This is a genomic window from Enterococcus sp. OL5, from assembly GCF_006491895.1.
Lineage (GTDB): Bacteria > Bacillota > Bacilli > Lactobacillales > Enterococcaceae > Enterococcus_D > Enterococcus_D innesii.
Window position 1 is genome coordinate 167,869 of sequence record NZ_VHIL01000003.1, and the last position, 13,232, is coordinate 181,100.

At 42.8% G+C, this 13,232-nt stretch carries 9 protein-coding genes; 2 read left to right on the forward strand and 7 right to left on the reverse strand.

All coding sequences use genetic code 11. The annotated features are described in order from the left end of the window. Window positions 1-48: 48 nt before the first annotated feature. Window positions 49-534, reverse strand: coding sequence for a MarR family winged helix-turn-helix transcriptional regulator (locus FJU10_RS05045; protein ID WP_008380390.1), 486 nt, complete (start codon window positions 532-534; stop codon window positions 49-51). Window positions 535-672: 138 nt separating this feature from the next. Here FJU10_RS05045 and FJU10_RS05050 point away from each other — a divergent pair, with 138 nt between their 5' ends. Both FJU10_RS05050 and FJU10_RS05055 read left to right on the forward strand, forming a co-directional pair. Next, complete coding sequence (locus FJU10_RS05050) at window positions 673-3,015, forward strand: ABC transporter ATP-binding protein/permease (protein WP_140965314.1); 2,343 nt, start codon at window positions 673-675, stop codon at window positions 3,013-3,015. A 156-nt stretch (window positions 3,016-3,171) separates the two neighbouring features. Next, window positions 3,172-4,521 carry an Nramp family divalent metal transporter gene (locus FJU10_RS05055; RefSeq protein WP_077452117.1) on the forward strand — a complete coding sequence of 450 codons (1,350 nt, stop codon included), beginning with the start codon at window positions 3,172-3,174 and terminating at the stop codon, window positions 4,519-4,521. 43 nt (window positions 4,522-4,564) lie between these two features. Here the strand turns inward: FJU10_RS05055 and FJU10_RS05060 are convergent, their stop codons facing one another. The 6 genes from FJU10_RS05060 to FJU10_RS05085 form a co-directional block, all read right to left on the reverse strand. After that, complete coding sequence (locus FJU10_RS05060) at window positions 4,565-5,788, reverse strand: DUF1015 domain-containing protein (RefSeq protein ID WP_140965315.1); 1,224 nt, start codon at window positions 5,786-5,788, stop codon at window positions 4,565-4,567. Beyond that, on the reverse strand, window positions 5,788-6,972 hold the full coding sequence (locus tag FJU10_RS05065; RefSeq protein ID WP_140965316.1) for a phosphoglycerate dehydrogenase: 1,185 nt from the start codon (window positions 6,970-6,972) through the stop codon (window positions 5,788-5,790). The genes FJU10_RS05060 and FJU10_RS05065 overlap by 1 nt, the downstream gene beginning before the upstream one ends. Continuing rightward, window positions 6,973-8,052 carry a 3-phosphoserine/phosphohydroxythreonine transaminase gene (gene serC / locus FJU10_RS05070; protein WP_005228215.1) on the reverse strand — a complete coding sequence of 360 codons (1,080 nt, stop codon included), beginning with the start codon at window positions 8,050-8,052 and terminating at the stop codon, window positions 6,973-6,975. It abuts the gene before it with no gap. A gap of 125 nt (window positions 8,053-8,177) precedes the next feature. Beyond that, a complete protein-coding gene (locus FJU10_RS05075) occupies window positions 8,178-9,104 on the reverse strand; it encodes an alpha/beta fold hydrolase (RefSeq protein WP_140965317.1) in 927 nt (308 codons plus the stop codon). 149 nt (window positions 9,105-9,253) lie between these two features. Further along, the gene (locus FJU10_RS05080) at window positions 9,254-11,029 is read right to left on the reverse strand and encodes a glycoside hydrolase family 2 protein (protein ID WP_077452123.1); all 1,776 of its coding nucleotides are present in this window, start codon (window positions 11,027-11,029) and stop codon (window positions 9,254-9,256) included. 404 nt (window positions 11,030-11,433) lie between these two features. Continuing rightward, entirely contained in the window at window positions 11,434-13,227 is a 1,794-nt protein-coding gene (locus FJU10_RS05085; RefSeq protein WP_140965318.1) for a glycoside hydrolase family 2 protein, read from the reverse strand. Window positions 13,228-13,232 lie beyond the last annotated feature (5 nt).

The following is a 13,232-nucleotide window of genomic DNA, read 5'->3' on the forward strand; positions in this document are numbered from 1 at the left end:
ATGAAATTAATTCAGTAATTAAAAAGCAAACGATTGCTTCACCCATTTTTAATCAAACGGTGTCTTCTTCTCACATTGATTGCCAGTCCGTAAAATGTCATATTTCCGCAAGATCCCCACTGCCTCCGTCAACGACTGACTCAACTGCTGGATATCTTCCACAGCCATTTGAGCGGTTTTGGCATTCAAGCGGTCTTCCACTTGTTTTTTCTTTTGGACAAACAACTGCTTCCCAGCTTCTTCCAAATAAACATTGACGTTGCGACGATTGACGCCGTTGGTTTTGCGTACCACAAAGCCAGCCTTTTCCAACCCCGAGATCGAACGACTGATTTGGACTTTTGATGTACCGATTTGTTGGGCCAACTCGGACATCGTAATTCCTTCATTACTAGAGATCACCACGAGTTCCAAGATTTCCATTTTGGTCAATTTTAAATCTTCCAGACCGATTTCTTCAAACAATATGTTTCCCATCAGCGAAAAGATTTCCGCAAATACCGCCATATTGAATGTTCCTAACGCTTTTTCCATACTCTCCCTCTTTTCTGTCTTTAGTTTAGTATAAATTATTTGTTTAAACAATGATAATCGTTGATTTTTGTTAACCATTATGATAGCGTGGTTACATAATGAAAATAATCGTGAAAACGGCAAGAAAAGAGTGACAGCATGTTAGAATTAAAAGATATCAAGAAGTATTATACGGTTGGCTCCAGTACTACAAAAGCCCTCGATGGTGTCTCCGTCGCCTTTCGTAAACAAGAGTTTGTTGCCATTTTAGGGCCAAGCGGCTCTGGGAAAACAACCATGTTGAACGTGATCGGCGGCTTAGATAATTACGATTCTGGTGATATGATCATCAACGGCAAATCAACGAAATCCTTTAAAGATCGTGACTGGGATGCGTATCGGAACAATTCGATCGGCTTTGTCTTCCAAAGCTACAATTTGATCAGTCATTTAGGCATCATCGACAACGTCGAGCTTGGGATGACCTTGAGCGGTGTGTCAAAAGAAGAAAAACGCGCAAAAGCAACCGATGCTTTGACGCGTGTGGGCTTAGCTGAGCATATGCACAAAAAACCAAATCAGCTTTCTGGTGGTCAAATGCAGCGGGTAGCGATCGCTCGTGCCTTAGCAAATGATCCTGATATCCTTCTTTGTGATGAACCAACAGGTGCCTTGGATTCAGAGACCAGTGTCCAAATCATGGAACTGATCCAAGAACTATCAAAAGAAAAATTGGTCATCATGGTTACCCATAATCCTGAATTGGCCCACAAATACGCTGGACGGATCATTGAGTTCAAAGACGGACGAATCATAAAAGATTCAAACCCCCATGTCGAAGGACAAAAGAAAGACCAATTCGAATTAAAGCACACAAAAATGAGTTTCATGACGGCCTTACGTTTGTCGTTTAACAATATCCGCACAAAAAAAGGGCGCACCTTCTTGACAGCCTTTGCTTCTAGTATCGGAATCATCGGAATCGCCATTGTTTTGTCACTGTCAACGGGATTCCAAAAACAAATCGACAATACCCAGTCAGAAACATTAGCTCGTTTTCCGATCACGATCTCACAAGTGGCCACTGAACAAGATCCATCAGCGATGGGTACGCGGGATAAATCGGAAGATTTCCCTTCAGATAAAGAGGTCACTGCCAAATTAAGTGATACGGATCGTGCAACTCATATCAACAAAATCGATCAAGAGTTTCTCGATTACATCAACGACATTGATCCTGAATTAAGCAACAATATCGGCTACACTCGTTCCACTTCCTTGAATCTTTTCCGCAAGATCGATGACAATGTGGAACAAGTCAGCTTCTCCAACGCGTCGCCTGACAATGAACAGACCAATGCCATGATGTCTGCCATGAGTGCCTCAACCGGTATTGGGGTGTCGACTTTCCCTGAGCAGTTATCAGAGGATAACGGCAATTTCTTAAAAGACAACTATGACCTTTTAGAAGGCAGCTACCCAAGTGCCAGCACAGATGTCGTTTTGATCGTCGATGAAAACAACGTAACGAATGTCAATGCATTGATCAATCTCGGTTTTGATATTGAAGATGGTGACACGGTTTCCTTCGACGATATCGTGGGAACAAAAATCACATTGGCGTATAATGATGCCTTTTACACCGAATTGCCGACTGGAAACTTCATTCCAAACCAAGATTTAAATGAAGTTTTCGATAACAGCAACAACAAAGAATTAACGATCAGCGGAATCTTACGTATCAAGCAAAACTCTACGATGAACTTGCTGTCAACCGGTATTGCTTACAGTGATGCCCTCGCGCAAGAAGTCATCAAAGAAAACCAAGACTCAGCGATCGTCCAAGCACAAAAAGACAGCGACACCAACGTGATGACGAATGAACCCGTTGACGAAAGTGCCAAAGATTCATTGATCGCTTATCTTGGCGGCAGTGATTTACCAAACAGCATTATGATCTATCCGAATGATTTCAGTGCCAAAGAAAAAATCCTTGATTACTTGGATGACTTCAACAAAGGCAAAGACAAAGAAGACCAAATCGTTTATTCCGATTTAGCGGGTACGATGACTCAATTGACTGGTGGCTTGATGGATGCGATCACCTACGTCTTGATCGCTTTTGCAGGGATCTCCTTGGTAACTAGCATGATCATGATCGGTATCATCACCTACACCTCTGTGCTAGAACGTACCAAAGAAATTGGGGTCTTAAAAGCATTAGGTGCTCGTAAAAAAGACATCACCCGCGTCTTTGATGCCGAAACCTGTATTTTAGGGATCGCTTCAGGGGCTTTAGGTGTCCTAATTGCTTGGTTAGCCACATTCCCGATCAACGCGATCTTATATAGCATGACTGATCTCGAAAATGTTGCTCAATTAAATCCGGTCCACGGCCTGATCTTGATTGCCGTCAGCACCGTCCTAACGATGATTGGCGGCCACATTCCAGCTCGAATGGCAGCGAAGAAAGATGCAGCGATTGCTTTACGCGCCGACTAATTTTATAAGAAAACCTAACAGGCAGCAGCCATCCCCTTGGCTGCTGTTTTTTTGTCCTTCCTTCTGACTTCCAAAAGGTTTCTCTTGAAAAATTCATAAATGAGGAATACAATAGATTTGTTTTTAGGTATACCTAAAAAGATAGGACGTGAAACGATGAATGAAGAAAAAAAATTGATCCAAGCGGCCAACGGTCCTAGCTTGGAAGAAATAAATAATACAGTTGCCATCCCAAAAAACGGCAGCTTTTGGCGCAATCTCTTAGCGTTCTCTGGTCCTGGGGCATTGGTAGCCGTGGGCTATATGGACCCAGGAAACTGGATCACCTCGATCGGAGGCGGTGCTGAATATGGCTATCTCTTACTTTCTGTGATCTTGATTTCCAGTTTGATCGCTATGCTACTGCAATACATGGCAGCCAAGCTAGGGATCGTGACCCAGATGGACCTTGCGCAAGCAACTCGTAAACACACCAGCAAAGGTTTAGGCTTTGTCTTGTGGATCGTCACCGAATTGGCTATCATGGCAACGGATATCGCGGAAGTGATCGGAGGAGCGATCGCTCTCAATCTACTATTCGGCTTACCGTTATTAGTTGGGGTCATCTTAACGATTTTCGATGTATTGCTTCTGCTCTTTTTAATGAAACTAGGTTTCCGTAAAATCGAAGCGATCGTCATGACACTGATTTTGGTCATTATGCTAGTCTTTTGTTACGAAGTCATTATTGCTCAACCGGATCTACCGGCTGTCTTGCAAGGCTTTATTCCGCAAAAACAAGTCTTGAACCATGGGCAGCTGACAATGGCGTTGGGGATCGTTGGTGCGACTGTGATGCCACATAATCTCTATCTGCATTCTTCGATCTCCCAGTCACGAAAAATCGATCGCAGCGATACCCAAGAAGTGGCAACGGCCGTGCGGTTCGCTACTTGGGATTCCAATATCCAATTATCCGCTGCGTTTTTGGTCAATTGCCTGCTTTTGATCTTAGGAAGCGCCTTGTTCTTTGGTCATAGTGAAGAAGTCGGCACCTTCTCCGCGCTGTTTGATGCATTGCAAGATTCCTCCATTGCTGGTGCTGTCGCCAGTCCAGTCTTGAGCGTTCTGTTTGCCGTGGCGCTCTTGGCATCTGGTCAAAATTCAACGATCACTGGGACACTGACGGGGCAAGTCGTGATGGAAGGATTTATCCATATGAAGATCCCTACTTGGGCGCGACGTCTGATCACCCGTGGCTTATCGGTGATCCCCGTCTTGCTTTGTACAATTTACTTTGGCGGCAACGAACAAGCTCTGGACGATCTGCTGATCTATTCGCAAGTCTTTTTAAGCATCGCCTTACCCGTTTCTATGATTCCGTTGGTTCTTTTTACCAGCTCAAAAAAAATCATGGGGGAACGTTTCAAGAATCCGCTATGGGTCTCTACCTTAGGCTGGATCTGTGCCATTGCATTGACGGTCTTGAATGTCCGCTTGATCATCGAAACACTCGGCAACTTCTAATAGCGAAAAAAAGCTTACGAGGCTGCTTCGTAAGCTTTTTTGGTTAATTCGTTTCTAAATCATGTAAAAACAGACCGCTCAACAGTTTTGGTTCAAACCAAGTTGATTTTGGCGGCATGATTTCTCCCGCATCGGCTACTGCCAAAAGATCGGCCATTTGCGTTGGATACATGGAAAAAGCCAATGTCCATTCTCCGCTATCCACCAAACGTTCCAATTCTTCTGGACCACGAATCCCGCCGACAAAATCAATGCGTTTGTCTGTCCGCACATCTTGGATCGCGAAAATATCAGCCAGCACGTATTGTTGTAAAAGCGACACATCCAGCTGTCCTACCGCATCTTGCGGCACAGCTTCCGGTTTGATGGTCAACTCCCACCACGCATGGTTTAGGTACAGATGAATCGAACCACGTTGCGCTGGTTTCTTCGTTGTAGTTTCTTGAATCGTAAAATGCTGGGCTGCCTGCTCAAAAAAAGTTTCTGGCACCGGTACCCGCAAGACCCGATTGTATTCCCAAATCGCTAATTCATTTTCTGGGAATAAGATCGCTAAAAAGCGGTCACTTTCTTGGCTGTTTTGGCCATCGGCTCGCTTTTGCAAGCCGACTTTGACTGCTGACTCTGTGCGGTGATGCCCATCCGCAATATAAAGGGCATCTACAGCTTGAAACTGCTGGGCAAAAGAGGCGACTAGCGCTGGATCATCGATTAGCCAAACACGATGTTGCACTTCATGATAGCTGACAAAATCATAGATCGGCGCATGCTCTGCTTGCCAGGCATCGATTGCTTCTTTGACTGCTGCTGGTTGGCGATAGCTCAAGAAAATCGGACTTGTATTGGCATCACATGCCAGAATATGATTGATCCGATCGATTTCTTTTTCTGGTCGGGTAAACTCGTGTTTCTTGATTTTCCCAGCGACGTAATCATCGATCGAGGTACAGGCGACAAGCCCCGTTTGGCTTCTACCAGCCATCGTCAATTCATACAAATAATATGCGGGCGTCGTTTCTTGGATCAACCAGCCTGCTTCTTGAAAAGATGCAAGATTTTCTGCCGCTTTTTGATACACCTGTGGATCATAAGGATCGATTCCTGGCAAGTCGATCTCCGAACGGTCGATGTGGAAATAGCTGTAAGGATTGCCTTGCGCAAACGCTGCGGCTTCTTGTGAATTGACCACGTCATAAGGCAGCTCGGCCACTTTTTCTGCCAATGAGGCTTCTGGACGAATGGCTTTAAACGGAAATACTTGAACCATTAATACCCAACCTCCTGATTCTTGATGACCCGCACACGAACGATATTTTCGTTCTCTCGCAGTTTATCGGCTAATTGATTCAACAAGGCTTCATCTTCAGAAGCGACATCTGCTAGGGTGTAAGCAAAGTCTTCCCGTCCACGATTCAGCATATTGTCGATATTGATCCCAGATTCCGCAATGATCGACGAAATCTGACCTAACATATTCGGTACATTGCGATTGATGATCGTCAGACGATAAGGCGAATGAAAGGCCATCTCAACGGTTGGAAAATTCACCGAGCGCTTGATGGTCCCGAATTCCAAGAATTTTTTCAATGTTCGGGCTGCCATCTTGGCACAGTTGACTTCAGCTTCTTCTGTTGATGCACCTAAATGCGGCAAGACGAGGACTTTTTCATTGTGCAGCAATTGTTCATCCGCAAAATCAGTCGTATAGCCCGCTAAACGGTCGGCTTTTAACGCACGTAAAACGGCATCTGTATCGACGATTTCTTTACGAGAAAAGTTGAATAGCTTCGTTGTTGGTTTCATTTTCGCGAGTTCGGCTTCCCCAACGAGATGATGGGTGTTTTCCATTAGCGGCACATGAACCGTAATAAAATCACAGGTTGAAAAGACTTCCGCAATATCATTGGCACGCTTGACCCGACGAGAGATCGTCCAAGCAGTATCCACTGACACGTAAGGATCATAACCGACTACTTCCATCCCTAGACGATAAGCATCGTTGGCGACCATCGCTCCAATAGAACCAAGGCCGATGATTCCTAACTTTTTGCCTTCTAACTCTGTTCCAGCAAATTGACTTTTTTGTGCTTCTGCTTGTTCTTCCACATTATCACCGCTCAAGGTTTGCACCCATTGGGCACCTCGTAAAATCGGACGGACGCTTAAGAGCAGACTAGCGATCACTAATTCTTTGACCGCATTGGCATTGGCACCTGGCGTATTAAAGACGACGATCCCATTTTCAGTACATGCTTTGACGGGAATGTTGTTGGTCCCAGCCCCTGCACGGGCAACACCTAAGACACTTTCAGGAAAAGCGTAATCGTGCAATTTCTGGCTGCGCAGCAAAATCCCTTGCGGTTGGTCGCTTTCGTTGATGGCATACTTTTCTTTTTCTAAACGCTGTAATCCTTCTGGTGCGATCGCATTGAATGTTTTGATTTGGAACATTTATTTGACCTCCGCTTCAAATGATTTCATAAAGTCGACTAACGCTTGAACGCCAGCTAATGGAAAGGCATTGTACAAGCTTGCTCGCATTCCTCCGACGGAACGATGCCCCTTCAAGTTCTCAAAGCCAGCTTTAACAGCTTCTTCATTGAAGCGCTGATCTAATGCTTTATCCCCTGTTACAAAAGGAATATTCGTTAATGAACGGCTGTCAACAGCCACAGGACTACTGTAAAGAGCAGAGGCTTCGATCGTTTCGTATAAAAGCGCCGCTTTTTGGCGGTCTTGTTCTAAAATTGCAGGAATGCCGCCTAATTCTTCCAACCATTCAAACACCAATTTAGCAATATAGATAGCATACGTTGGTGGTGTATTGTACAATGAGTCATTTTTAGCCTGTAGACGATAATCCAGCATTGGAGCGAAAACAGCATCATCATTGAGTAAATCTTCTCGGATGATCACTACCGTCAACCCTGCAGGGCCAATATTCTTTTGGGCCCCAGCATAAATCACACCGAAGTCTTCTACACGATAGTCATTAGCTAAAATATTTGAGGACATGTCTGCTACGATCGGCACATTGCCAGCCTGCGGAATCGTTTGAAAGGCCGTCCCTTCAATGGTATTGTTCGTGGTGATATGCAAATAAGCCGCTTCTTGATCGATCGCATCTTCTGAAATTTCTGGAATATAGGTAAAGTTTTGATCCTCACTAGAGGCAACGACTTCCACCGTCACGTTTCCAAGCGCTTTTGCTGCTTCAATAGCTTTCTTCGACCAAGAACCGGTATTTACGTATAAGGCTTTTTTGTTTTGTGCAAGATTCAAAGGGATCATACTGAATTGGAGACTCGCGCCGCCTTGTAAAAACAGTACCTGATAGTTTTCAGGAATTCCCATTAATTTTCGTAAAAGTGCTTCTGCATCTTTAATGATCGCTTCAAACAAGGAGGATCGATGACTCAGCTCCATAACGGACATCCCACTTCCGCGGTAATTCAAAAGTTCGGATTGTGCTTTCTCCAATACGGGACGGGGCAATACGGCAGGACCAGCTGAAAAGTTATAAACTGTCATACAAAAAATCTCTCCTTTATGTTAGATGTGAAAATCATTATAACAGATAGCTGAAAATGAAAAAAGCCTTAAAAGAGAAAATAATTTTGAATTTTCAGAAAAGACTACCAATTTCTTAACGTTCGTCATTTCGGCATTTTTTCAAATAGCCAGCGAGAAATTTCATTGTAAACGATCTCGCGGTTGCGCTCATTCAAAATCTCATGACGGCCATGTTCGAGCATATACATCGTCACGTCAGCATTTTGCTTCAGCTGCTGAGCCAATTGTCGGACGCTTTTGCCATAGTGCCCCACAGGATCATCTGCACCTGAAATCAAGAGCAGCGGCAATTCTGGATCAATCCTTCGCAGTTGGTCCGGATCACTGGCAGCTTGCGTCAATGTAAAGAGATCCTTGTAAGCCGCTAAGGAAAAATGAAATTGCGTGTAAGGGTCCTTCAAGTAGCGATCCACTTGTTGCGGATCACTGGTCAACCAATCCTTAGCGGTCCGATTGGGACGAAAACGCCGGTTGTGCTGACCAAAAACTAGCTGTTCCATTACGTGATAAGGCCATTGCTGAGCGGCAAACGGGCGCAACAAGTTCGTGACAAGTTTGCCTCCTTGCATCAGCGCAGCTTTTTCCATCGTGGTGCCCATGATGATCGCTCCTGTCAATGGATATGGCTGACTAAACAAATAATTCCGCAAAACCAGCGATCCCATACTGTGACCTAAGATAAAGTATGGTCGGTCTGGATAGCAAGCAGCGGCGTACTGATGGACTATTCCCACATCTGCCACTAAATGTTTGGCGCCCTCTTTTTCACCAAAATGCCCATAGGCCTGTGTTTCTTTCACGGATTGCCCATGCCCTAAGTGATCATGACCGACCACCGCATAGCCTTGCGCAGTTAAACATTCCGCAAACTCGTGGTAACGTTCAATGTGCTCAATCATTCCGTGGACCAACTGAACTACACCGATTGGTTTGGTATCTGGGATCCAAGATAGGACATAGATTGAATCTTTTTTATTAGATGATATTAATACTTTACTTGACCGACTCATCTGGCTCCTCCTTCAACTCACTTTAGTTGCTTCCTACATTATACATATAACTCACCTCACGAAAAAAGTCGGCTCCTAAATTCCACAAAAAAATAGACACAAATCTAAATGATTCGCATCTATCTCCAATTTACAAAGTACTAAAATCATTATTTATTCCGCCGTTGATTTATTTTTTTGATTTTAGCTAAATCCACCTTAGATACTCTTTGAGAATCCAGTAGACCGTTGACTTCCTGTTCTACATCCGTTAATTGGGTATAACAATAGCCAGTGATATATGGTAGATCTTGTATGGCCTGATGGATTGCATCAAATCTTTCTATAAATGCCTTCTCGTCCTTTACCTGATGACCATAACCCCAATCTTTCTCAGAATCTGACGTAAATGCGATCCCACCAAACTCAGAAATAATGATTGGCTGGTTTTGATATCGGTAGCCATGAGCAAAAGCAAACCAATCGTTGTTGAACATTTGTTGATTGTTCACTATCGAATCTTTATCCATATAACGCTGTTTAAACAATCCACCTACCTCTTCATAATCATGCAACGTTAGAATATCTGAAATAGTATGTTCCCATCCGTCATTAGTAATAACTGGTCGATGGCTATCGATAGCTTTGGTCATATGATAAATCCCCTCTGTCAATTGTTGGGGTTTTATCAATGAATGAATACCTTTAACACCCCATGATTCATTGAAAGGAACCCACGTAATCACGGAAGGATGGTTGTATTGCTGCCCCACAATTGATAACCACTCTTTTGCCAAATGTTGAATCGCAGTATCGTTGAAAGTGTACGTAGATGGCATTTCAACCCAAACAAGTAATCCCATCTCATCGCATAGGTACAAGAATCGTTCATCTTCAATTTTCTGATGTTTTCTTAATCCGTTATACCCCATCTCTAATATTTTTTCTAAATCAGTTCTCATTGCATCTATCGAAGGTGGGGTGATCCCAGATTCAGGCCAATAACCTTGATCCAAAATCAAACGTTGATACAATTTTTCATTATTCAGTAAAATTTGCCCTTCTTCAATCGCTATCTTACGCATTCCACAATAACTAATGACTTCATCGATGACGAGAGCGTCTTCATCAAGTAACCGATATTGGATATCATATAGCTCCGGATGGAGTGGGTGCCATACCCTTGTCCCCCAACAAGCATCTTCATGAACTCTTGTGTCCATCATCACGGGTGTATTGTTGTGAGTAAGCGTAGTTAATGATTTACTAACTAGTTCTCCAGCAAAACTCAGATTGATTTCTAGAGACAGATTTTCTTCGATTAACGACGTATAGCTTCCTCTTTTTTTCACTTGCGGTTCAAAAATCATTTGGTCATTATCTAGATCCGGTGTTACTTTGACTTGTTCTAAATAATAAATTGGTGTTTTTTCAAGCCAGACAGATTTCCAAATTCCTGTCGTTTGGACATACCAACAACCAAAATTATCTTTCAACCAACGTTGTTTTCCTCTTGGTTGGTCATTGGCCAATGAATCCTCTACTCGAACAATCAATTGATTCTCCCCATCTCGTAGTTCACTGTCGATTAAAAAAGAAAAACGACTATATGCCCCTTGATGGCATCCAATTTTCTGCCCGTTGACCCAAACTTCTGTTAAATAATCCGCACCTTCAAAATACAGTGTGAGTGGCTGTTTTGCTTCAGCTTGAAATGTTTTTTGATACCATAAAATAGCATGATGACTCTCATCATGTATCCCACTTGCCTGAGTTTCATAGGTAAATGGTACGTTAATCATCTGGCACTTCTCAAATCCCTGAAACCAATTTTCTTGTCTACCCTTATTATCATCATCAAAGGCGAATGCCCACTCCCCGTCTAAGGATAACCACTCTTTACGGATAAACTGTGGCCTTGGATGTGTTTTACGCTCAATTTTCATATGTTTACTCCTCATCTATTTGAATAATTTCCTCTCGGACGACCTAAGCAGTATTCACAGCAAACTATTTTTAAGACTGATTTTTATTCTACCTCTTGATAGAAATAGACTAGCCGGAACCGTTTGACAGTATTTAGATGGATCCATGATTTCCGTTTGTACCACATCATTTTTATCAGTATTTCATTGTAGTGATTCTGATAAATTAATGCATTCAGATGATTTCACTTGATCATTAACTATAGCTGGCATACGATGAGATCTTAGTTGATTTTTGATGCCGAAATAGATAATGCATCGTTTTATAATGAAGCTTAGTCGCCCAAACATTCTCAAGATCATTTGACATTTCCCAAATCACTTTTTATTCGCCTACAGCGATAGCGTCAATTTTAGAACGATAGCTAATCGACTTGAGGTACGTGAAACTGATCATTGATTTTTTTTATTTCAGATAATGAAACTTTTGGCTGGCGGTCATAGGTAAGCAATCCGTTGATTTCTTGTTCTACATCCGTAATTTGCGTGTAACAATAGCCCCATAACCCCACAGATTGATAAACAGCAGATAGAATTCTTTGATAATTTCTGAGAAAATCTACTTCATTCTCAGCAGATGTGTATCCCCAGCCAGGCTGACCAGACACATCAAAACCGATACCACCAAATTCCGTCAATAAAATAGGCTGATCATGATAAGTAAACCCTTTAGCAAAGATAGGCCAAGCAGAAGTCATTCGTGACATCAAATTTTCCCTTGTACTCAGCGAGTCCTTAAAATATTCATATTTCTCAGGTTCTGCTTCCGTTCCATGAGAGTAATTATGGAGTGCACAAATATCAGTTTCCGTCATCGCCCACCCATCGTTCGAAATTACCAAGCGAGTTGGATCCAAAGCATGGATCATGTGATACATCGCTTGAGAGAAGTGCTGTTGTTGACGATCATGACCAATCGAGGGAACTCCCCAACTCTCATTGATCGGTACCCAGGTAACGATTGATGGATGGTTGCTATCCCGATCAATAATCTCGGTCCACTCATGCATCAAACTAGCAACGGATCGTTCATTATAAATTGCCGGTGCAGCACATTCTCCCCAGACTAGAAATCCTAAGGAATCAGCCCAATACAAAAAGCGTGGGTCTTCGGTTTTCTGATGCTTGCGACATCCATTGAATCCCATTTCTTTCGCCAGCAAAATATCCTTCTTAAAAGCCTCATCCGTTGGTGCAGTTAGTAAGCCAGTTGGCCAATAACCTTGATCTAAAATCAATTTTTGATAGTATGGTTTATTATTTAAGTAAACCATCCCTTTTTCAGTATGGATTTTACGCATTCCGAAGTAACTTTTTACAGTATCGAGAATCATATCTTTTTGCTTCAATATAAACTGAACGTTAAATAATTTTGGATTTTCTGGCGTCCAAGCCCATCCGTCATTATGAAAATTTGTCCGGAAAATATGTTCTTGAAATAATTCAACGTCGAAAACAATCTTTGCTTTATTTAAAAAAACAGATCCTACAGCTACCAGGACCTCTCCGAATGTAATCTCATAGTTCAAAGATAAATCACTGACTAGCTTACTCACCTCAGCTGTAATTTCAATTTTCCCATCATCGAATCGAGGAACGAACTTGGATTTTAATAAGTGAATCTCGTTCACCACTTCTAGCCAGACGGTCTGCCAAATGCCAGTAGAATTTGTGTACCAGATCGCCGATGACTCTGGCTCCCAAAATTGTTTCCCACGAGGAGTACTTTCGTCGTCATGGCGATCAAATGCTCGGACAGCCACTTGCTGGCAACCAGTTCCGTTCAGCTGAGGAGTAATATCTAAATCAAAAGAGGTATGTCCACCCTTATGATTTTTGACATGTTGACCATTTATATATATATCTGCCTCATAGTCAATAGCTCCAAAATGCAGAATCACAGATTCTCCTTGATTGGCTTCCACCTCAAATCCACGCATATACCAAACAATATCGTGCGGTGTGCGGTCACCGATTCCACTTTCTCTGCTTTGGTAAACGAAAGGCACATTAATCTTCTGCTGATAGATCATGGGATCATTGATCCACCCATTTTGTATACCTTCGTTTTCGTCATCAAACATAAACAGCCATTCACCATTTAAGTTCGTCCATGTATCACGGACAAACTGCGGCCTTGGATATTCTTTTCTCTTCATACTTA

Coding starts and splice junctions, on each gene's coding strand:
- FJU10_RS05045 (WP_008380390.1), bottom strand. CDS start 534: ATGGAAAAAGCGTTAGGAACATTCAATATGGCGGTATTTGCGGAAATC.
- FJU10_RS05050 (WP_140965314.1), top strand. CDS start 673: ATGTTAGAATTAAAAGATATCAAGAAGTATTATACGGTTGGCTCCAGT.
- FJU10_RS05055 (WP_077452117.1), top strand. CDS start 3,172: ATGAATGAAGAAAAAAAATTGATCCAAGCGGCCAACGGTCCTAGCTTG.
- FJU10_RS05060 (WP_140965315.1), bottom strand. CDS start 5,788: ATGGTTCAAGTATTTCCGTTTAAAGCCATTCGTCCAGAAGCCTCATTG.
- FJU10_RS05065 (WP_140965316.1), bottom strand. CDS start 6,972: ATGTTCCAAATCAAAACATTCAATGCGATCGCACCAGAAGGATTACAG.
- serC (WP_005228215.1), bottom strand. CDS start 8,052: ATGACAGTTTATAACTTTTCAGCTGGTCCTGCCGTATTGCCCCGTCCC.
- FJU10_RS05075 (WP_140965317.1), bottom strand. CDS start 9,104: ATGAGTCGGTCAAGTAAAGTATTAATATCATCTAATAAAAAAGATTCA.
- FJU10_RS05080 (WP_077452123.1), bottom strand. CDS start 11,029: ATGAAAATTGAGCGTAAAACACATCCAAGGCCACAGTTTATCCGTAAA.
- FJU10_RS05085 (WP_140965318.1), bottom strand. CDS start 13,227: ATGAAGAGAAAAGAATATCCAAGGCCGCAGTTTGTCCGTGATACATGG.